18 protein-coding genes and 1 pseudogene are annotated in these 19,938 nt (G+C 60.9%); 17 read left to right on the top strand and 2 right to left on the bottom strand.

The annotated features are described in order from the left end of the window. Window positions 1-54 precede the first annotated feature (54 nt). A complete protein-coding gene (xerD, locus tag ACTG2W_RS18135; protein ID WP_106842914.1) occupies window positions 55-954 on the bottom strand; it encodes a site-specific tyrosine recombinase XerD in 900 nt (299 codons plus the stop codon). Between the two features lie 250 nt (window positions 955-1,204). Between xerD and fldB the strand changes: the two genes are divergently transcribed. From fldB to ACTG2W_RS18120, 3 genes are all read left to right on the top strand, one after another. Further along, window positions 1,205-1,723: a flavodoxin FldB gene (gene fldB, locus ACTG2W_RS18130; protein WP_005335151.1), complete on the top strand. Its 519-nt coding sequence runs from the start codon at window positions 1,205-1,207 to the stop codon at window positions 1,721-1,723. Between the two features lie 202 nt (window positions 1,724-1,925). Next, window positions 1,926-3,326, top strand: coding sequence for a TldD/PmbA family protein (locus ACTG2W_RS18125; protein ID WP_106842834.1), 1,401 nt, complete (start codon window positions 1,926-1,928; stop codon window positions 3,324-3,326). Next, window positions 3,326-4,666: a TldD/PmbA family protein gene (locus tag ACTG2W_RS18120; protein WP_106842835.1), complete on the top strand. Its 1,341-nt coding sequence runs from the start codon at window positions 3,326-3,328 to the stop codon at window positions 4,664-4,666. Before ACTG2W_RS18125 ends, ACTG2W_RS18120 begins: the two co-directional genes overlap by 1 nt. Before the next feature lie 84 nt (window positions 4,667-4,750). Here ACTG2W_RS18120 and ACTG2W_RS18115 read toward each other — a convergent pair whose 3' ends face one another. After that, the gene (locus ACTG2W_RS18115; protein ID WP_106842836.1) at window positions 4,751-5,245 is read right to left on the bottom strand and encodes a zinc ribbon-containing protein; all 495 of its coding nucleotides are present in this window, start codon (window positions 5,243-5,245) and stop codon (window positions 4,751-4,753) included. 145 nt (window positions 5,246-5,390) lie between these two features. Here ACTG2W_RS18115 and leuS point away from each other — a divergent pair, with 145 nt between their 5' ends. The 14 genes and pseudogenes from leuS to lipA all read left to right on the top strand — a co-directional run bounded on the left by leuS (window position 5,391) and on the right by lipA (window position 19,869). Next, complete coding sequence (gene leuS / locus ACTG2W_RS18110; RefSeq protein ID WP_106842837.1) at window positions 5,391-7,967, top strand: leucine--tRNA ligase; 2,577 nt, start codon at window positions 5,391-5,393, stop codon at window positions 7,965-7,967. A 113-nt stretch (window positions 7,968-8,080) separates the two neighbouring features. After that, window positions 8,081-8,563 (top strand): LPS-assembly lipoprotein LptE, encoded by a 483-nt coding sequence (locus tag ACTG2W_RS18105; protein ID WP_005335160.1) that lies wholly within the window; start codon window positions 8,081-8,083, stop codon window positions 8,561-8,563. A 13-nt stretch (window positions 8,564-8,576) separates the two neighbouring features. Further along, window positions 8,577-9,614, top strand: a complete 1,038-nt coding sequence (holA, locus tag ACTG2W_RS18100; protein ID WP_106842838.1) for a DNA polymerase III subunit delta — start codon at window positions 8,577-8,579, stop codon at window positions 9,612-9,614. Beyond that, window positions 9,608-10,258: a nicotinate-nucleotide adenylyltransferase gene (nadD, locus tag ACTG2W_RS18095; protein ID WP_106842839.1), complete on the top strand. Its 651-nt coding sequence runs from the start codon at window positions 9,608-9,610 to the stop codon at window positions 10,256-10,258. The genes holA and nadD overlap by 7 nt, the downstream gene beginning before the upstream one ends. Window positions 10,259-10,361: 103 nt before the next feature. Continuing rightward, the gene (gene rsfS / locus ACTG2W_RS18090; protein WP_106842840.1) at window positions 10,362-10,700 is read left to right on the top strand and encodes a ribosome silencing factor; all 339 of its coding nucleotides are present in this window, start codon (window positions 10,362-10,364) and stop codon (window positions 10,698-10,700) included. Between the two features lie 22 nt (window positions 10,701-10,722). Then, window positions 10,723-11,190 carry a 23S rRNA (pseudouridine(1915)-N(3))-methyltransferase RlmH gene (gene rlmH, locus ACTG2W_RS18085; RefSeq protein WP_005335166.1) on the top strand — a complete coding sequence of 156 codons (468 nt, stop codon included), beginning with the start codon at window positions 10,723-10,725 and terminating at the stop codon, window positions 11,188-11,190. A gap of 103 nt (window positions 11,191-11,293) precedes the next feature. Beyond that, window positions 11,294-13,216, top strand: coding sequence for a penicillin-binding protein 2 (mrdA, locus tag ACTG2W_RS18080; RefSeq protein WP_103250745.1), 1,923 nt, complete (start codon window positions 11,294-11,296; stop codon window positions 13,214-13,216). Continuing rightward, a complete protein-coding gene (gene rodA, locus ACTG2W_RS18075) occupies window positions 13,209-14,312 on the top strand; it encodes a rod shape-determining protein RodA (RefSeq protein ID WP_005335170.1) in 1,104 nt (367 codons plus the stop codon). The genes mrdA and rodA overlap by 8 nt, the downstream gene beginning before the upstream one ends. Continuing rightward, entirely contained in the window at window positions 14,312-15,310 is a 999-nt protein-coding gene (gene mltB / locus ACTG2W_RS18070; protein WP_064340797.1) for a lytic murein transglycosylase B, read from the top strand. Before rodA ends, mltB begins: the two co-directional genes overlap by 1 nt. Continuing rightward, the gene (locus tag ACTG2W_RS18065) at window positions 15,252-16,232 is read left to right on the top strand and encodes a septal ring lytic transglycosylase RlpA family protein (protein ID WP_440016446.1); all 981 of its coding nucleotides are present in this window, start codon (window positions 15,252-15,254) and stop codon (window positions 16,230-16,232) included. Before mltB ends, ACTG2W_RS18065 begins: the two co-directional genes overlap by 59 nt. 186 nt (window positions 16,233-16,418) lie before the next feature. Next, a pseudogene (locus ACTG2W_RS18060) lies at window positions 16,419-17,611 on the top strand (serine hydrolase). 292 nt (window positions 17,612-17,903) lie between these two features. Further along, window positions 17,904-18,167 (top strand): DUF493 family protein YbeD, encoded by a 264-nt coding sequence (gene ybeD / locus ACTG2W_RS18055; protein WP_005335178.1) that lies wholly within the window; start codon window positions 17,904-17,906, stop codon window positions 18,165-18,167. Between the two features lie 62 nt (window positions 18,168-18,229). Then, window positions 18,230-18,907, top strand: a complete 678-nt coding sequence (gene lipB / locus ACTG2W_RS18050) for a lipoyl(octanoyl) transferase LipB (RefSeq protein ID WP_106842844.1) — start codon at window positions 18,230-18,232, stop codon at window positions 18,905-18,907. After that, a complete protein-coding gene (gene lipA / locus ACTG2W_RS18045) occupies window positions 18,904-19,869 on the top strand; it encodes a lipoyl synthase (protein WP_005335190.1) in 966 nt (321 codons plus the stop codon). The genes lipB and lipA overlap by 4 nt, the downstream gene beginning before the upstream one ends. Window positions 19,870-19,938: the final 69 nt, after the last annotated feature.

Raw genomic sequence — 19,938 nt, 5'->3', positions numbered from 1 at the left:
TAGAGATAAAAAAACCGCCTGCTGGCGGTTTTTTGTTTTGGGAGGCCAAGCCACTCAGGCTCTGGGGTGGTGCTCACCGTGCAGCGCCTTGAGCCGCTCGTTGGCCACATGGGTGTAGATCTGGGTGGTGGAGAGATCCGCATGGCCCAGCAGCATCTGTACCACTCGCAGATCTGCGCCGTGATTGAGCAGATGGGTGGCGAAGGCGTGGCGCAAGGTATGGGGGGATAGCTCGCAGTTAATCCCGGCCCGCTGCGCATAAAGCTTGATGCGATGCCAGAAGGTCTGGCGAGTCATCATACGGGCCTGCTTGGAGGGAAACACCACATCCGAGCTGGTGCCCCCCAGCAGCAGGGTGCGGGCCTCCCGGTAGTAACGCTCCAGCCAGTGCATCGCCTCCTCGCCCATCGGCACCAACCGCTCCTTGTTGCCCTTGCCCACAACCCGCACCAAGCCCTGACGCAAACTGACATGCTCGGCAGTGAGCCCCACCAGCTCGGAAACCCGCAAGCCGGTAGCGTAGAGCAGCTCCAGCATTGCCTTGTCCCGCAACTCCAGCGGGTCATCCACCAGCGGCGCACTCAGCAACGCATCCACCTCCGTTTCGCTTAAATCGGAGGGGAGTTTTTTCGGCAACTTGGGCCCCTCCAGCAGCACGGTCGGATCATCGCTGCGCAGCTTCTCACGGTTGAGATACTGATAGAAACGGCGCAGGGCTGAGAGAAAACGGGCGGTGCTGCTGGCCGCAAACTGGTGATCGACCCGCCAGGCGAGGTAGTGCTGGATCTCGTCCATCCCCGCCAGCAGCAGCGAGCTCCCCTGCTCGTCGAGCCAGAGGGAGAACTTCTCCAGATCGCTGCGATAGGAGCTGACCGTGTTGTCAGACAATCCCCGCTCCAGCCAGAGGGCATCGAGAAAGGGTTCAATCAGGGGGTGGGGGTCGGGCTTGCTCATGGTGCGCTGCAATCAGGGGAAAGATGGCCCATTGTAACGCGCCAACTCCTTGGAAAGACATGGCACTTTCATTGGAAAGATAAGGCTCGTTTGCCACGCCCCTTGCCGGGCGGTGAAGGTCGAATGGCAATCTGCTAGACTGGCGCCCTCCCCTTACGTTACCCATCGTGTTGCCAACATGGCGCAGCCCACACGAGCATGCGAGAACGCGCCAAAAGCAAGCGAGAAAGCGCCAACAGAGAGTAGAGCGATGAAGATTGGTCTGTTTTACGGTTCCACCACCTGCTACACCGAGATGGCTGCCGAGAAGATCCGCGCCCTCATCGGCCCCGAGCTGGTGGATATTCACAATATCAAGGATGTCTCCCTGCGCCGGATGGAGGATTACGAGATCCTGATCCTCGGCATCTCCACCTGGGATTTTGGCGAACTGCAGGAGGACTGGGAGTCCCGCTGGGAAGATATCGCCGATCTCCATCTGGAGGGACGCATCGTGGCCCTGTTTGGCCTCGGCGATCAGCTCGGTTATGGCGAATGGTTCCAGGACGCCCTCGGCATGCTGCACGATCAGCTGGTGCCAAAAGGGGTCAAGCTGGTGGGCTACTGGCCCAACGAAGGGTACGAATTCGATGCCTCCAAGGCACTGATCGACGATGGCCGTCACTTCGTCGGGCTGGCCCTTGATGATGCCAACCAATATGACCAGACCGATCCGCGCATCGAGCAGTGGGTCGAGCAGATCCTGAGCGAAATCCACGCCCTGCTCTGATCTTTCCCACGTTTTGGCAAAACGACCCTGAGCGCCTGGCCCTGGCCGCCGGGCGCAGTTATCGCACCGATTTTCTCAATCGGTATCATCGCATGACGCTATAGCGACTTTTTTGTGCTGGTCTGCAACAATGGACTCGACATTCCATAACAATCAGAGCCGGATGTCGGAAGCAAACGGACAGACCAGAAAAGGATATTCTATGACCCCATTCTCCCTGTTGGCCCCCGCCATTGCCCGTGACGTGCTCGATCACGCACTGGCGCTGGGTGCCGATTTCGCCGAGCTGTTTGTGGAGCGCAAGCGCCGCAGCCAGCTCAGCCTGCTCTCCAGCCAGATAGAGAACATCAGCGGCGGCCTCGATTTCGGCATCGGCGTGCGCCTCTGTTACGGCCACAAGGTGCTCTACGGCTACACCAATCTGGCCAACCGCGACGAACTGCTGCGCATCGTCACCCTGCTGGCGGCCAAAGACCGCCGCGACCCAGTGGTGACCGCCACCGCCTTCGATTTTACCCGCCTGAACGATCGCAACCCGGTCGCTCTGCCCCTGTCGGCAGACAAGCTGCTGGAGCAGAAGATCGCCTATCTGCACGCCATGGATGCGGCGGCCCGTGCCGAGAGCAGCAAGGTGAGCCAGTTCTCCGGCAACGTGCTGGGCTGGGAGCAGCAGGTGGAGATCTTCAACAGCGAAGGAGTGCAAGTGGCCGATCGCCGCCACTACAACCGTATCATGGCCCAGACCATCGCCATGGAAGGGAGCGAGCAGAGCGTCGGTTACGAGGCCCCCGGCGCCCTGATGGGGTGGGAGCATGCCGATCGCATCGATCCGCGCGAGCTGGCCCTCACCGCCACCCGTCAGGCACTGGTGAAGCTAGGCGCGGCTCCCTGCCCGAGCGGCACCCTGCCGGTCATCATGGAGAACGGCTTTGGCGGCGTCATCTTCCACGAGGCGTGCGGTCATCTGCTGGAGACCACCTCGGTGGCCAAGAAGGCGTCGGTGTTCCACGACAAGATGGGCCAGCTTATCGCCAATCCGGTGGTCAATGCGGTGGACGAGGGACTGCAAGGCAACGCCTGGGGCTCCATCAACGTCGATGACGAGGGGATGGCGACCCAGCATACCCAGCTCATCAAGGACGGGGTACTGACCGGTTTTCTGGTGGACAGAATGGGCGCCCTCAAGACGGGCTACGCACGCACCGGCTCCGGGCGGCGCGAATCCTACAAGTACGCCCCCACCTCGCGCATGCGCAACACCTATATCGAACCGGGCAACCACAGCCTCGACGATATGCTGGCCGCCGTCGAACATGGCATCTACGCCAAGAAGATGGGGGGCGGCTCGGTACAGCCCGGCACCGGTGAATTCAACTTCAATGTGCAGGAGGCCTACCTCATCGAGCACGGCAAAATCACCAAGCCGCTCAAGTCAGCCACCCTGATCGGTACCGGCCCGCAGGTGCTGAAAGAGATCTCCATGGTGGGCCGCAATCTGGCGCTGGCCGCCGGTATGTGCGGCTCGGTCTCGGGCTCGGTGCCCACCTCGGTGGGCCAGCCGGCGCTGAAAGTGGACAATATTCTGGTGGGAGGGAACGCCTGATGAGCCAACTTGACATGAACCAACTGCTCACCCGCCTGCTCGACAAGGTGGCCGACCTCGGCGCCGAGGCAGACATCATCGCCAATCAGGAGAAGGCCTTCTCCCTCAAGGCTGACAAGGGCGAGCTGGGTGAATACAAGGTCACCAGCAGCCAGCAACTCGGTATTCGCCTGATCAAAGAGGGCCGAGTCGGCATCGCCTACTCGGAATCCCTCGATGAGCTGGCGCTGGATACCATGCTGCAGGATGCGCTCGATGCCAGCCGCTTTGCCAAGGTGGATGCGGATCAGCGCATCTCGGTGGCCAATAGCCGGATCACCACAGATTGCGCCGAGATCAACCAGCCCGATACCACGCCGGTTGAGGAGAAGATCGCCCTGGCCCTGCGCCTCGAATCAGACATGCTGGCCATGCCCGATGTGAGCGGCGCCCCCTACAACAGCTTCTTCGAAGGGGAGAGCCAGCTCTGGCTCGCCAACAGTCAGGGCACCCTCTGCCAGCACGGCGAGTTCAGCGTCGGCTGCTACACCTCGGCGCTGGTGGAACGGGATGGCCGCCAGTCGATGCACTCGCAGGGGCAGTATGGCCGTCGCTTCGACGAGCTGGATAGTCAGGCCCTGATCGAGCAAATCTACGCCATCGCCGATGGTCTGCTGCCCGGTGAAGCGGTGCCAAGCGGTCGCTACAGCGTCATCTTCAGTACCAACTGCTTTGCCAGCCTGTTTGGCTGCTTTCAGGGCGTGCTATCAGGCAAGTGGGCCCAGCAGGGGATCAACCCCTGGCGCAGCAAGGTCGGCCAGAGCGTGGCGTCACGCTGGCTCACTCTGGAGAGCCGGGTCTATATGCCAGGCGGCATGAACATCAAGGCGTTTGATGGCGAGGGGGCGGCCAGCTCGGATCTGCTGCTGATTAGCGAAGGGGAGCTGAAAACCCTGCTCCACAACAGCACCACGGCCCGCCACTTTGGCGTCGCCAGCAACGGATCGGCCGCCCGCGGTGCCCGCAGCGCCCTCGATGTGACCGCTCGCCACCTAGTGTTTGGCGCGGGCCCTCACTGTGAAGCGGAGGTGCAGAGCGGCGACTATCTGGAGCTGGTCAAGCTGGATGGCCTGCATTCGGGTGCCGATGCGGTGAGCGGTGACTTCTCCTTTGGCGCGTCGGGCTTCCTCTGCCGCGATGGGGTGCGACTGCAGCCGGTGCGCGGCATCACGGTAGCAGGCAACTTCTACCGCCTGCTGGGCGAGCTGGAAGCGGTCGGTGACACCATGCACCACAACGACAGCAAGGGCTTCTACGCCCCGCAGATCCGTTTTGGCGGCCTCTCCGTCGCGGGCAAGTAAACGCCCCGACGAAATCTGCAAGCAAGAAAAAGGCGCCTGATGGCGCCTTTTTGCTCGTTATCTCATCCGCATTGATGGCATGACTCAGGGCGAGAGCGGCTCGCGGTGATATTCGGCGCAGCCACATTCGGGGCAGGTATCGAGCTGCTCGGGGTGCAGCACGGTATGGCGCCAGCCACACTGGTCGCACACCATGACCCCGAGCCCCACCCAGTCACCCGCTTCGTAAACCCCCTTGTGCTCCAGCTCGTCGGCCAGCTCCCGCCACTCCACCTGGGCGCGGTCAGTCACATCCGCCAGCCAGGACCACACGGTGTCTTTGAGGGCCAGCATAAAGGCAGACTCTTCCACCTGCGCACTATCGTCATGGCGCCCCTCGTCATAGTTGCCCAGATCCCGCTTCACGTACTCGGCGATGAGCGCCAGTTCGTCCTGAGTCAGGTCGCTGGCAGCCTCCAGATAGGCCTGCACCTTGGCAATCATCCGGTTGAGGCGCTCCCCCTGGAACTCTTCAGTCTCTTGCCACTGTTTTTGCAGCTCGGCAATGAAGGCTTCGTACCCTTTTTGACGTTTGTCCATGGCTCTAACTCCTCTACTAAACCCTGATCTGGCCCGGCTTAAGGCCCAAGGGACGCTGGCGGTTGTTGCCGCCGCAGGATATGGGTATTCTATTGCGATTTCCCAGCTGATTTATCTATTCATTTCACAGATCCGGATGTCACCAATGCAAGAGCAATACGTTCCCCAATCAATCGAACCAGCAGTGCAAAAGCACTGGGATGCCAAGAAAACCTTCAAGGCCGTGGAGAAGGTAGACAAGGAGAAGTTCTACTGCCTGTCCATGTTCCCCTATCCGTCTGGTCGACTACACATGGGGCACGTTCGTAACTACACCATAGGTGATGTGATCTCCCGTTATCAACGCCTCAATGGCAAGAACGTGCTGCAACCCATAGGTTGGGATGCATTCGGTCTGCCGGCCGAGAACGCCGCGATCAAAAACAATACCGCACCGGCGCCCTGGACCTACGAAAACATCGAATACATGAAGAACCAGCTGAAGATGCTGGGTCTGGGTTATGACTGGGATCGTGAAGTCGCCACCTGCAAACCGGATTACTACCGCTGGGAACAGTGGTTCTTCACCAAGCTCTACGAAAAGGGTCTGGTCTACAAGAAGACCTCCTCCGTCAACTGGTGCCCGAACGACATGACCGTACTGGCCAACGAGCAGGTTGTCGACAACTGCTGCTGGCGCTGTGACACCCCGGTGGAGCAGAAAGAGATCCCCCAGTGGTTCATCAAGATCACTGACTACGCCGAAGAGCTGCTCAGCGATATCGACAATCTGGAAGGCTGGCCAGAGATGGTCAAGACCATGCAGCGCAACTGGATTGGCCGCTCCGAAGGGGTCAACATCAGCTTTGCCATCGAGGGTCAGGCTGAGCAGCTGGAGGTCTACACCACCCGTCCGGACACCTTCATGGGCGTCACCTATGTCGGTATCGCTGCCGGTCACCCGCTGGCGCTGCAGGCAGCCCAGAACAATCCGGAGCTGGCCGCCTTCATCGAAGAGTGCAAGAACACCAAGGTAGCCGAAGCGGAACTGGCCACCATGGAGAAGAAGGGCATGGCCACCGGCCTCTATGCCATTCACCCGCTGGATGGCCGCAAGGTACCGGTCTGGGTCGCCAACTTCGTGCTGATGAACTACGGCACCGGCGCCGTGATGGCAGTTCCGGCTCACGACCAGCGTGACTTCGAGTTCGCCACCAAATATGGCCTCGACATCAAGGCGGTGATCAAGCCGGTTGATGGCGACGTCGACGTGAGCGAAGCGGCTTACACCGAGAAGGGCGTGCTGTTCAACTCTGGCGAGTTCGACGGTCTCGACTTCCAGGGCGCCTTCGATGCCATCGCCAGCAAGCTGGAAGGGCTCGGCAAGGGCAAGCGCACCGTCAATTACCGCCTGCGTGACTGGGGTGTCTCTCGTCAGCGCTACTGGGGTGCCCCCATCCCGATGCTGACCCTGGCTGATGGTACCGTAGTGCCGACGCCGGAAGACCAGCTGCCGGTGCTGCTGCCGGAAGATGTGGTGATGGATGGTATCCAGAGCCCGATCAAGGCTGACGCCGAGTGGGCCAAGACCACCTACAACGGTCAGGAAGCGTTCCGCGAGACCGATACCTTCGACACCTTTATGGAGTCCTCCTGGTACTACGCGCGCTACTGCTCCCCGGACTACGACAAGGGCATGCTGGATCCGGCGGCTGCCAACCACTGGCTGCCGGTGGATCAGTACATCGGCGGTATCGAACACGCCTGTATGCACCTGCTCTATGCCCGCTTCTTCCACAAGCTGCTGCGTGACGCGGGTCTGGTCAACAGCGACGAGCCGTTCAAGCGCCTGCTCTGCCAGGGCATGGTGCTGGCCGACGCCTTCTACTACAAAGACGAGAAAGGCGGCAACGTCTGGGTCAGCCCGACCGACGTCAAGGTAGAGCGTGACGAGAAGGGTCGCATCACCAAGGCCATCGACAACGAAGGTCGTGAGGTAATGCACTCCGGCATGACCAAGATGTCCAAGTCCAAGAACAACGGCATCGACCCGCAGCTGATGGTCGAGCGTTACGGCGCCGATACCGTCCGTCTGTTCATGATGTTCGCCTCTCCGGCCGAGATGACACTGGAGTGGTCCGACTCCGGCGTAGAGGGGGCCCAGCGCTTCCTGCGTCGCCTGTGGCGCGTCACCTTCGAACACGTCTCCGGTGGCGCCGTTGCCGCACTGGATGTAGCGGCTCTCACCAACGAGCAGAAAGCGGTACGCCGTGAACTGCACAAGACCATCGCCAAGGTGAGCGATGACGTGGGTCGCCGTCAGACCTTCAACACCGCCATCGCCGCCATCATGGAGCTGATGAACAATCTCTCCAAGCTGGGCAACGACGAGCAAGACCGCGCCCTGATGCAGGAAGCGCTGGAAGCCGTGGTAGTCATGCTCTACCCCATCACCCCGCACATCGGCTTCGAGCTGTGGAAGATGCTGGGCAAGGGCGACGACATCGATCACGCAGCCTGGCCGGTGGCCGATGAAGCGGCCATGGTCGAAACCGAGAAGCTGGTGGTGGTACAGATCAACGGCAAGATGCGCGGCAAGCTGACCGTGCCGGCCGAGATCAGCCAGGCCGACGTCGAGAAGCTGGCGATGGCCGATGCCTCCGTGCAGAAGTTCACCGACGGTCTGACCGTGCGCAAGGTGATCTATGTACCTGGCAAGCTGCTCAACATTGTCGCTAACTAATTGGCTGCCAACTGATTGGTTACCAACTGATCATTGCCAATCTGTAACAGCAAACGGATGATAACGGCGGGCCCTGCGCCCGCCGCTTTCCCTTAATGCAAAGAGGATTTTCTATGGGCACCATCTTCACCCGCTGGATGGCCATCGTGCTGGCTGGTCTGCTGCTGCAAGGCTGCGGCTTTCACATGCGCGGCAACGGCATTCCGAGCGAGCTGATGACCATGAAGGTCGTGGGCGACAACAAGAGCGACTTCTACCGGATGGTTACCACCCGTCTGAAGGCCTCTGGCGTGACCCTGGCCGACAAGGAGGGCATTCCGGTGCTCACTCTGGGCGGTGTAGGCAGCACCAGTCAGGTTGCCTCGGTCAACGCGCTGGGGACGGACACCGAATATGTGCTGGGCTTTGGTACCCAGTTCACCATCTCGGTACCGGGCAAGCCAACTCAGGTCTTCCCCATCAACTTCAACCGCAGCTTCCTCAACAAGCCGGATGCAGCGCTCGCCTCCTCCCGTGAGCAGGAGCAGCTCAACCGCGAAATGCAGGAGCAGGCGGCCAATCAGGTGATCCGGCAGTTGAGTCAGGTCAGCTTCTGATGCGAGTACTTTGATGAGAGTCTACCCTGAGCAATTTGGTGACCACCTCAAAGCAGGGCTTCGGCCCTGCTATCTCGTTTTTGGCGACGAGCCCCTGCTGCGACTGGAGGCCATCGATGCCATCCGTCAGGTCGCCCGCAAGCAGGGTTTCGATGAGCGCCACACCTTCGTGGTGGAACAGGGGCTGGACTGGAATCAGGTCTACGATGCCTGTCAGGCCATGAGCCTCTTCTCCGCCCGCCAGATCATCGAGCTGGAGCTGCCCGCCAAGGTGGACAAGGATCTCGCTGCCCGCATCAGCGACATTGGCAAGCAGCTTCATCCCGACCTGCTGCTGGTGCTGAGTGGCGGTCGCCTCAACCAGACCCAGATGAAGGCAGCCTGGTTCGACAAGCTCTACCAGATTGGCACCTATGTGCCGGTCAACCATCCGGAGCCCAAGTTTTTCCCGCGCTGGATGAGCGCCCGTTTTGCGCGTTTCGGCCTCAAGGCGCTGCCGGATGCCATCAACTTCATGTGCCACTCCTACGAGGGCAACCTGCTGGCCGCCAGCCAGGAGATCGAGAAGCTGACCCTGCTCTCGCCGCCCCAGCCCATCAGCGTCACCTATCTGCAAGAGACCATTATCCGCCACGCCCACTTCACCCCGTTCCAGCTGGTCGATACCCTGCTGGAGGGCAAGGTGAACCGGGCCCAGCGCATTCTGGCCGCCCTGCGGGCCGAAGGCACCGAGCCGGGGATGCTGGCCTGGACCCTCTGCCGCGAGCTGGAGCAGCTGACCGAGCTGTCGTTGGCGATGCGCAACGGCCAGCCGCTGGGTGAGCACTTCAGCCGCCTGCGCATCTGGCAGAGCCGCCAGCAGCTCATTCAGCAAGCGCTGACCCGACTGCCATTTGCCAAGTTGCAGCAACTGTGGCAACTGATGGCCCAGCTGGACGATGCCCAGCGCCGCTTCGATACCGAGCAGGCCTGGCTGATGCTGCAGACCATAGCTCTCGGCTTTCGGGACGGTACGCCCCTGCCGCTGGCGATGGAGAGTGCGCCATGCTAAAGGCGCCTATTGGCCTGCTGGGGGGCACGTTCGACCCTATCCATATCGGCCATCTGCGCCCCGCCATCGAGGCGCGCGATGCCATTGGTCTGGCCGAAGTGCGGCTGATCCCGAACCATATACCGCCCCACCGCGCCAACCCGCACTGCTCCAGCGAGCAGCGTCTGGCCATGGTCAGGCTGGCGGCGGCAGAGAACCACCACTTTGTGGTAGATGAGCGTGAGCTGAGACGGGACAAGCCCTCTTACACCATCGAGACCCTTATCGAGCTGCGTCATGAACTGCCCGATACGCCGCTCTGTTTTCTGATGGGGATGGATTCCCTGCTGAGCCTGCCAAGCTGGCACCGCTGGCAGGAGCTGCTCGACCATGCCCATCTGGTGGTGAGCGTACGGCCGGGCTGGCAACCGGATTATCCGGCCGAGGTAGCGCAGTTGCTGGCGCGCCATCACACCACGGATGCCAACGCGCTGCATCTGCGTCTGTCCGGCCATATCTGGCTGGCGGACAACCAGCCCATCGAACTGTCAGCCACCCGACTGCGGGCCTTGCTGGATGGGGGGCAAGACACCCGCTACCTCTTGCCCGAGTCGGTTGCGCACTATATTGATCAACAGGGGCTCTACCGCGCCAACCGCCGCTAGCCCCTGTCGTAATCCCGCCCCACCCGATGGGAAACGGGAGTGACCATGATATAATCCGCCGCCCTGACGCAAACGCTGCGCGCCGGAATACAGGAGAGACTCATTGCAAGGCCAAGAATTGCATGCCTTTATCATCGACAAGATCGATGACATGAAAGGCCGCGACATCATCACCCTCGATGTACGCGGCAAATCCAGCATTACTGACACCATGATCATCTGTTCCGGCAACTCCAGTCGTCACGTCAGCGCCATTGCCCACCATCTGGCCAGCGAGGCCCGCCACGCGGGTCTGGATCTGCTGAGCGTGGAAGGGCAACTGAGCGGTGAATGGGTGCTGGTAGATATGGGCTCGGTGATCGTGCATGTGATGCAGGATGAACATCGTGACTTCTACCAACTGGAAAAGCTGTGGAGCGGTGCCGCTCAAATGAATACGTAATAAGAGCACAAGTGTAACGACCATGAAGATCCAGTTGATTGCGGTGGGCACCAAGATGCCCGCCTGGGTAGAGCATGGCTTCGAAGAGTATCGTCGCCGCTTCCCGAAAGACATGCCGTTTGAACTCGTCGAGATCGGCGCAGGCAAACGGGGAAAAAATGCCGACATTCCCCGCATCCTGCAGAAGGAAGGGGAAGCCATGCTGGCGGCTGCGGGGCGCTCGCGCATCGTCACCCTCGACATTCCGGGCAAGCCCTGGACCACGGAGCAGCTGGCTACCCAGCTGGAGGCGTGGAAACTCGATGGCCGCGATGTCGCCCTGCTGGTAGGCGGGCCGGAAGGCTTGTCCCCCGAGTGCAAGGCTGCCGCTGAACAGAGCTGGTCACTGTCACCGCTCACCCTGCCCCATCCGCTGGTGCGGGTGCTGGTGGCAGAGAGCCTCTATCGGGCCTGGAGCATCACCACCAATCATCCGTATCATAGAGAGTGAGCCATGCGTCTCTGGAGTCTCACCGCTCATATTCACCCCTATCACAGAGAGTGAACAATGCAGTTCCTGCTCTTATTGCCCCCAAGGGTCTTGAGGTAAAGGCATGCTGAAACAACGCATCGAAATGCGCGATCACAGTGCCGAGGGCAATCTGTTCTTCCGGCGCACCCTGGTAGCCTACATCGGCATCGTCGTGCTGATGCTGGTGCTGCTGGGCAATCTCTATTATCTGCAGGTCGAGTCCTACGACACCTACCAGACTCGCTCCAACTCCAACCGTATCCGCGTGGTGCCGGTGGCGCCGCCACGGGGCCTCATCTATGACACCAACGGTGTGCTGCTGGCGGAAAACCGCCCGGTCTACAGTCTGGAAATTGTGCCGGAAGAGACCAAGGATCTCGAAAAAACCGCCGACCAGCTGATCACCCTGCTGGGTCTGCCGGAAGGCACCAAGGAGAAGTTCCTCGCCGAAGTGAAGCGCCAGCGCCGCTTCAAGCCGGTCCCCCTCTACGAGAAGCTGACCGAATATCAGGTAGCCCTCTTCTCGGTCAACCAGCATAACTACCCGGGCGCCAGCATCGAGGCCTACCTCAAGCGCTACTACCCGTTTGGTGACACCCTCACCCACGCTTTGGGCTATGTGGCCAAGATCAACACCCGTGACGTGGAGCGCCTCGAGAAGGAAGAAAAACTCGCCAACTACGCGGCCACCAAGGATATCGGCAAGCAGGGGGTGGAGAAGTATTACGAGGATGAGCTGCACGGTGTGGCGGGCTATCAGGAGGTCGAGGTGAACAACCGCGGCCGGATTGTCCGCACCCTCAAGTTCCAGCCACCTATTCCGGGCAAGGATATCTACCTCAATATCGACGTCCGGATGCAGCTCAAGGCCCAGCAACTGCTGGCTGGCCAGCGCGGTGCCATCGTGATGATGGACCCGAAAACCGGCGCCATCCTGGCCCTGGAGTCGAGCCCGAGCTACGACCCCAACCTGTTCGTGACCGGTATCTCCAGCGCCAACTACTCGGCGCTGCTCAACGATCCCGCGCGGCCGCTGGTGAACCGCACCACTCAGGGCATTTATGCACCTGCCTCCACCGTCAAGCCCATGATGTCCATCATGGGTCTCAACGAGGGGGCCATCACCCCGGGCTACCGCTATTTCGGCGGCCCGAGCTTCTCCATTCCCGGTACCACCAAGAAGTTTCGCGACTGGCGCCGCTGGGGTCATGGCTGGCTCGACGTCTATCGCGCCATCGAGGTCTCGGCAGATACCTACTTCTACGATCTCGCCTATCGAGTCGGCATCGACAAGATCCACAGCTACATGACCAAGTTTGGCTTCGGTCAGTACACCGGGGTCGATCTCTATGAAGAGACCAAGGGTGTCATGCCGTCCCGTGACTGGAAGATGGCCCGCTGGCGCCAGCCCTGGTATCAGGGTGACACCATCTCTGTCGGTATCGGTCAGGGATACTGGAGCGCCACCCCGCTCCAACTGGCCAAAGCGATCAGCATCCTGACCCAGAACGGTCACGACGTCACCCCGCACCTGCTCAAGAGCACCGCCTCCCAGGCGGGGGTGGTCGATGCCCCCATCAACCCCAATATCGCCCTCAAGCTCAAGAACGACAGCTTCTGGAAAGTGGCGCAGGATGGGATGTGGCGAGTCAACCATGGCAGTGAAGGCAGTGGCCGTCACTCGTTTGCCAAGGCGCCTTACTCCTCAGGCGGCAAATCGGGCACAGCCCAGGTAGTCGGTTTGAAGGAAAATCAGGTTTACAACATCAAGACGGTCAAGGCGGAGCATCGCGATAACGCTTTGTTCGTTGCTTATGCCCCCTTCGAGGCACCCAAAGCGGTGGTAGCTCTGGTACTGGAAAACTCCATCGGAGGTGGTGGTGGTCGAGCTGCATCGCCCATTGCACGCCAGATGCTGGATGCCTATCTGCTGCCCCCTGATCCGCAACTGCCACCGGCACCGGAAAAGCCGTCCCAACCGAGTGAGGTCGCTCCCAATGAGTAATTCTGCCCGCCAGCAGAGCATCTGGTACAAGCTGCATATCGACTTGCCCCTGCTGCTCGGTCTGCTGGCCGTGATGACCCTCTCCATGGTGGTGCTCTACTCCGCCTCCGGTCAGGACATGGACTCCATTGTGCGCCAGCTGGTGCGCGGCGGTCTCGCCTTTGCCCTGATGATCGGCCTGGCCCAGCTGCCCCCCTCCCTCTACGCCCGCTGGTCGGTGCCGCTGTTCGCCGTGGTGGTGCTGATGCTGATTGCGGTGGACGTGTTCGGCCACATCGGCAAGGGGGCCCAGCGCTGGCTCGATCTGGGCTTTATGAAGTTCCAGCCCTCCGAGGTGATGAAGCTCTCCATGCCGATCATGGTGGCCGCCTGGCTCAGTCGCCACTCGCTGCCCCCCAAGTTCAGCCATGTGGTGATCGCCCTCATCATGGTGCTGCTGCCCACCCTGCTGATCGCCGCCCAGCCTGACCTTGGCACCTCCATTCTGGTGGCTGCCTCCGGCTTCTTCGTCATCTTCCTGGCGGGGCTCAGCTGGTGGCTGATCGGCTTGGCGGTCCTGCTGATGCTGGCCTTTATGCCGGTGCTCTGGTTCTTCCTGATGCACGACTACCAGCGCCAGCGGGTGCTGATGCTGCTCGACCCGGAAAAAGACCCGCTCGGCCGCGGCTACCACATCATCCAGTCCAAGATTGCCATCGGCTCCGGCGGCGTCTTTGGCAAGGGGTGGTTGCAAGGGACCCAGTCCCAGCTGGAGTTCCTGCCCGAGCGCCATACTGACTTCATCTTCGCGGTATTCAGCGAGGAGTTCGGTCTGGTAGGGGTTGCCCTGCTGCTGGTGCTCTACCTCTACGTCATCAGCCGCTGCCTGTTTATCTCGATGCAGGCCCAGAACAGCTTCGAGCGACTGCTGGGTGGCGCCATCACCCTCACCTTCTTCGTCTATGTGTTCGTCAACATGGGCATGGTGAGCGGCATCTTGCCGGTGGTGGGGGTACCCCTGCCGCTGGTGAGCTATGGCGGCACCTCCATGGTGACCCTGATGGCTGGCTTTGGCATACTGATGTCCATCCAGACTCATAGAAGACTACTCGCCTGATGAGACGGGTCGGATTGCTGCTCTCGCTCGCCACCACGATGGCGACCGCCGCCGTAGCGCCGGATCGGTTGGCCCTGCTCGCCGACCAGCAGCAGGTGCCGCTGGCGGAGCTGCAGGCGGCCGTCGCCCGAGCCCAATTACGGCAGGAGGTGCTCGACACCATCAGCAAGCCGTGGGAGGCCAAACCCTGGCATCGCTACCGGCCGCTGTTCGTTACCCCGGATCGCATCCGTGACGGCCAGCAGTTCTGGCAGCAACATGCCGAGACACTGGCCCGCGCGGAGCAGACCTATCGGGTGCCCGCCTCGCTCATCGTGGCCATAATAGGGGTCGAGACCTTCTATGGCCGCCAGATGGGTCGTCATCCGGTGCTCGATAGCCTCTACACCCTGGGGTTCCACTACCCGGAGCGCAGCGACTTCTTTGCCAAGGAGTTTGCCCAGCTTGTGGTGCTGGCCAAAGAGGAAGGGTGGCAACTCGATACCCTCAAGGGCTCCTATGCCGGCGCCATGGGGATGGGGCAGTTCATGCCCTCCAGCTATCGCCACTACGCCGTCGATTTTGACGGGGATGGCAAGCGGGATCTGTTTGCCAACCCGGTCGATGCCATCGGCAGCGTGGCCAACTATTTTGCCAGTCACCAGTGGCGCTGGGGCGAATCCGTGGTGGAACCGGCCCAGATCGGGTTGATGGCAGTCGAACCTCTACTCAGGCCTGAGCCCGAGTTAACACAACAGTGGTCAGAACTGGCGGCGGCAGGGATTGAGCTCGCCACGCCGCTGGCCCCACAGACGCCGGTCAAGTTGCTGGCGTTTGCCCAAGCCGATGGACCGGAATACTGGGTCGCACGGCATAACTTTTATGTGATCACCCGTTACAATCGCAGCCCACTCTATGCGATGGCGGTGTATCAACTTAGCCAAGCCATTCAGGAAGCGTATGCATCTTCGTCACAAACTCCTCCCGCTCAGCCTGAGCTTGTTGCTGGCCGCCTGTAGCAGCCAGCCGGAACAAAGCGCCCCCGTCGAGCCGCAAGCACCGGTCAGCAAGCCACCCGTTATCGAGATCCCGCAAGCCACCGGCGCCATTCCGCGCCCCGAGTCCCTGAGTGCCAGCGGCAACCGGGACTACTGGATCGGCAAGCAGAAGCACGAGGTGTGGCGCGACATCAAACACTACAGCGAAGAGGGCACCGCCAGCTGGTTGTCGCCGGATCTGGACGGCCAGAAGACCGCCAACGGCGATGTGCTGGACAGCAAGCTGTTCAGTGCCGCCCACCGCAACCTGCCCATCCCTAGCTATGTGCGAGTCACCAATCTGGACAACGGGCTGGAGACCATAGTGCGGGTCAATGACCGCGGCCCGTTCAACAGCCCGCGCCTGATCGACCTATCCTACGCAGCGGCCAAGCAGCTGGAGATGGTCGACAGTGGTGAGGCCAGAGTACGACTGGAACTGATCAGCGACACCCCGGATCAGATGGTGATCATGGAGCCGATGAAGCCCATCGAAATGACTCCGACCACCCCAGCTGCGGCCTCCAACACGCTGTCGCAAGATGGCTTCCTGGGTGAACCGACCGCGCTGGCGATGGCCACTCCCGCTGCCGATCCGGCTCCTGTCAAGGCACCCGCCGCCAAGCCCGCCAAAGCGGCGCCTGTCAAACCAGCGCCAGCCAAGGCCGCAGCGCCCGCCAGCAGTGGGAATGGTAAGATGATCCAGGTACTGGCCAGCGGCTCCCGGGATCGGGCCGAGGCGATGGGCAAGGTGATGACCCAGCGTTACGGCGTGCCCTACCGAATCGATGCCCATGGCGCCATTTTCCGGGTGCTGATTGGCCCGGTCGCCGCCGACCAGCAGGCAAGTGTGCTGGAAAAAGTACGTCAGGGCGGGCTGGAACAGGCCTTTATCGTGCCCTGATCGCCCCCCTTTGCTGCGGATGTGACTAACCGCTTACTCACTGTCATCACGTCGTTTTATGGCGTGATGACAGGGAGTGATGGATAAAAAACCAGTTCTGATCGCCATCTCGGGCTATAACCTGCGGGCGCATCTGGTATAGTTAGGCCCGCATTTTATCCCCATCTGGCTCGCAGGAATTTCAAGATGTCCAAATTTGCCCGTTCAGTTCTTCTGGCCTCACTGATCAGCGTAACCGCCCAGGCCAATACGCCGGTGCCGACACCGACCCCGAATGCCATGCCCATGGTGGTTCCCGCCGCGCCGGAGATCTCCGCCAAGGCCCATATTCTGATCGACTACTACTCCGGTCAGGTGCTGGCCGAGCAGAACGCCGAAGAGCGTCTGCCGCCCGCCAGTCTGACCAAGATGATGACCTCCTACATCATCGGCCAGGAGCTGCTGAAGGGGAACATCAAGCGCACCGACATGGTGACCATCAGCCAAAACGCCTGGTCCAAGAACTACTCCGACTCTTCCAAGATGTTTATCGAGGTGGGCAAGCAGGTCTCCGTCGATGATCTCAACAAGGGCATCATCATCCAGTCCGGCAACGACGCCTGCGTCGCCATGGCCGAGTTCCTGGCGGGCAGCACCGACTCCTTCGCCAGCCTGATGAACAGCTGGGCCGCCAAGCTTGGCATGAACGACAGCCACTTCATGAACCCGCACGGCCTGGATGCGGAAGGTCACTACAGTACCGCTCACGACATGGCCCGTCTGGGTCAGGCGCTGATCCGCGACCTGCCGGAGGAGTACAAGATCTACTCCCAGAAATCCTTCGTCTTCAACGGCATCACCCAGCACAACCGCAACCGTCTGCTGTGGGATCAATCCCTGCAGGTGGATGGCATCAAGACCGGCCACGTCAGCCAGGTCGGCTATAACCTGGTCTCCTCTGCCACCAACAACGAAGGCATGCGCCTGATCGCCGTGGTACTGGGCGCCAGCAGCGAAGCCTCCCGCGCCGCCGAGAGCAAAAAACTGCTCACCTATGGCTTCCGCTTCTTCCAGAGCCTGACCCCGTACAAGGCAGGCACCGAGCTGGTCACCCAGAAGATCTGGATGGGCGACAAACCGGAAGTGAAACTGGGCGTCGACCAAGATGTCTCCGTGCTGGTCACCCGCGGTCAGGGCAACAACCTGAAGGCTGACTTCCAGCTCGACAACTGAAAGCGCCGCTGGCCAAGGGGCAGCGCGTCGGTACCGTGTTCCTGAAACAGGGCGACAAAGAGATCAAGCAGGTGCCGCTGGTTGCCCTGGAAGAGGTGCAGGAAGGTGGCTTGATGAGCCGTCTGTGGGACTACCTGGTACTGCTGGTCACCAGCTGGTTCAAGTAATCCAACGCACGATCCTCACCAAACAGCGGCGCCAACAGGCGCCGCTGCTGTCTGTGACCGGCAAAGGCAGTGAATAACCCTGTAAACTGCAGGTTCCGCCTTACCCTGATTTGTGGTAAAAAGCAGCACTTCCATCCTTGTCTGACCGATCCTGGCCTTGATCCCGGTCCGGGCAGCGCCCATATAGTTATGAGCCGTGCCCATATAGACTTGAAATGGCGGCCTCCACAGGCCATCGGCCACTAGCCATCCAAGATGAAGTCATCCCGGTGATGACGCAAAAGGTGAGTAAATGAATACCAAGTTTGATGAACTGCTGGAGTTTCCCTGCAAATTCCCGTTCAAGGTACTCGGCGTTGCCGACCCGGCACTGCCGGAAATGGTGGTTGAAGTGCTGCAGCAGCACGCCCCCGGCACCTACAGCCCGACAGTCCAGCCCAGCTCCAAGGGCAACTACCACTCGGTCCGCGTGACCGTGACTGCCCAGAGCAAGGAGCACATCGAAGCGATGTACCACGCCCTTGGCAAGATCGAGCTGGTGAAATACGTACTGTAATTTCTCTCTCGCCCCGTTCTGCGGGGCGACTGTTTTTGGCCGCAGCACGCCGCGAGGACGCCATGTCATCCCAGATCCCCGCCCAGTCCAGTCTGATTGTCAGGCAGCTGGGTCGCCGCCCCTACCAGCCGGTATGGGACGCCATGAAAGCCTTCACCGACAACCGCACCAGCGACACCCCGGACGAGTTCTGGGTGGTCGAGCACGATCCCGTCTACACCCAGGGTCAGGCCGGCAAGGCCGAACACCTGCTCAATCCGGGCAATATCCCGGTGGTGCAGAGCGATCGCGGCGGTCAGGTGACCTATCACGGCCCGGGCCAGTTGGTGCTCTACGTACTGGTGGATGTCCGCCGCTGCAAATTCTCGGTTCGCGAGCTGGTGACCGCGCTGGAGACAGCCATCATCAACACCCTCGCCAAAAGCGATATCCAGGCTTATGCCAAGGCCGATGCCCCCGGGGTCTATGTGAAAAATGACCTTGGCATGGAGGCAAAACTGGCCTCGCTGGGGCTGCGCATCCGCAAGGGGTGCTCGTTCCACGGGCTGGCCCTCAACATCAACATGGACATGACCCCCTTCCTGCACATCAATCCGTGCGGCTATGCGGGCATGGCCATGACCCAGACCAGCGCCCTGGGCGGCCCGCAAAGCGTGGCCGAGGCGCAATCCATTCTGGTGGCCGAACTGGCCAACCTGATTGGCTACCAAACAATAACAAACACCGAGAGTGAATCATGAGCAAACCCGTTCGTATGGAGCCGGGCGTCAAGCTGCGCGATGGCGACAAGATGGCCCTGATCCCGGTGAAATTCATGCCGGATCCCAACGAAGAACTCCTTCGCAAGCCGGACTGGATGCGGATCAAGCTGCCCCCCTCCAGCCAGAAGATCGAACACATCAAGAGCACCTTGCGCAAGAACAAGCTGCACTCGGTGTGTGAAGAGGCCTCCTGCCCCAATCTGGCGGAGTGCTTCAACCACGGCACCGCCACCTTCATGATCATGGGCGCCATCTGCACTCGTCGCTGCCCCTTCTGCGACGTGGCCCACGGCCGCCCGCTGGCACTCGATCCGGAAGAGCCGAAGAAGCTGGCGCTGACCATCAAAGAGATGAACCTCAAGTATGTGGTGATCACCTCGGTGGACCGCGACGATCTGCGCGACGGCGGTGCCCAGCACTTCGCCGACTGCATTCGCGAGATCCGCGAGCACAGCCCGCAGACCCGCATCGAGATCCTGACCCCGGACTTCCGTGGCCGGATGGAGCAAGCGCTGGAGGTGTTCCGCGAAACCCCGCCGGATGTCTTCAACCACAACCTGGAAACCGCACCGCGCATGTATCGCGTCGCCCGCCCGGGTGCCGACTACAAGTGGTCACTGGAGCTGCTGCGCCGCATCAAGGAGATGCACCCCCACGTTCCGACCAAATCCGGTCTGATGATGGGCCTTGGCGAAACCAACGAAGAGATCGTCGAGGTGCTCAAGGATCTGCGCGCCCACGGCGTCAACATGCTGACCCTGGGTCAGTATCTGCAGCCGAGCCGCCACCACCTGCCGGTGAAACGCTACGTGCCGCCAGCAGAGTTTGACGAGCTGAAAGATGTCGCCATGGAGTTGGGCTTTACCCACGCAGCCTGTGGTCCTTTCGTTCGCTCTTCCTACCATGCTGATCTGCAAGCCAAGGGCGAAGAGGTCAAATGATCTCGCACGACAGAGTGGCCAAGTAACCACCACCCTCGCAATAAAAAAGAGCGCCCATTGGCGCTCTTT

The sequence above is a fragment of the Aeromonas sp. 96A genome (genome assembly GCF_051919165.1).
GTDB classification, from domain to species: Bacteria; Pseudomonadota; Gammaproteobacteria; order Enterobacterales; family Aeromonadaceae; genus Aeromonas; species Aeromonas veronii.
This window is presented reverse-complemented; position numbering and strand designations above follow the sequence as displayed.

What these genes read in the sequence shown, in the direction of transcription:
- xerD (WP_106842914.1), bottom strand. Translation starts at nt 954, where the DNA reads ATGAGCAAGCCCGACCCCCACCCCCTGATTGAACCCTTTCTCGATGCC.
- fldB (WP_005335151.1), top strand. Translation starts at nt 1,205, where the DNA reads ATGAAGATTGGTCTGTTTTACGGTTCCACCACCTGCTACACCGAGATG.
- ACTG2W_RS18125 (WP_106842834.1), top strand. Translation starts at nt 1,926, where the DNA reads ATGACCCCATTCTCCCTGTTGGCCCCCGCCATTGCCCGTGACGTGCTC.
- ACTG2W_RS18120 (WP_106842835.1), top strand. Translation starts at nt 3,326, where the DNA reads ATGAGCCAACTTGACATGAACCAACTGCTCACCCGCCTGCTCGACAAG.
- ACTG2W_RS18115 (WP_106842836.1), bottom strand. Translation starts at nt 5,245, where the DNA reads ATGGACAAACGTCAAAAAGGGTACGAAGCCTTCATTGCCGAGCTGCAA.
- leuS (WP_106842837.1), top strand. Translation starts at nt 5,391, where the DNA reads ATGCAAGAGCAATACGTTCCCCAATCAATCGAACCAGCAGTGCAAAAG.
- ACTG2W_RS18105 (WP_005335160.1), top strand. Translation starts at nt 8,081, where the DNA reads ATGGGCACCATCTTCACCCGCTGGATGGCCATCGTGCTGGCTGGTCTG.
- holA (WP_106842838.1), top strand. Translation starts at nt 8,577, where the DNA reads ATGAGAGTCTACCCTGAGCAATTTGGTGACCACCTCAAAGCAGGGCTT.
- nadD (WP_106842839.1), top strand. Translation starts at nt 9,608, where the DNA reads ATGCTAAAGGCGCCTATTGGCCTGCTGGGGGGCACGTTCGACCCTATC.
- rlmH (WP_005335166.1), top strand. Translation starts at nt 10,723, where the DNA reads ATGAAGATCCAGTTGATTGCGGTGGGCACCAAGATGCCCGCCTGGGTA.
- mrdA (WP_103250745.1), top strand. Translation starts at nt 11,294, where the DNA reads ATGCTGAAACAACGCATCGAAATGCGCGATCACAGTGCCGAGGGCAAT.
- rodA (WP_005335170.1), top strand. Translation starts at nt 13,209, where the DNA reads ATGAGTAATTCTGCCCGCCAGCAGAGCATCTGGTACAAGCTGCATATC.
- mltB (WP_064340797.1), top strand. Translation starts at nt 14,312, where the DNA reads ATGAGACGGGTCGGATTGCTGCTCTCGCTCGCCACCACGATGGCGACC.
- ACTG2W_RS18065 (WP_440016446.1), top strand. Translation starts at nt 15,252, where the DNA reads ATGCATCTTCGTCACAAACTCCTCCCGCTCAGCCTGAGCTTGTTGCTG.
- ybeD (WP_005335178.1), top strand. Translation starts at nt 17,904, where the DNA reads ATGAATACCAAGTTTGATGAACTGCTGGAGTTTCCCTGCAAATTCCCG.
- lipB (WP_106842844.1), top strand. Translation starts at nt 18,230, where the DNA reads ATGTCATCCCAGATCCCCGCCCAGTCCAGTCTGATTGTCAGGCAGCTG.
- lipA (WP_005335190.1), top strand. Translation starts at nt 18,904, where the DNA reads ATGAGCAAACCCGTTCGTATGGAGCCGGGCGTCAAGCTGCGCGATGGC.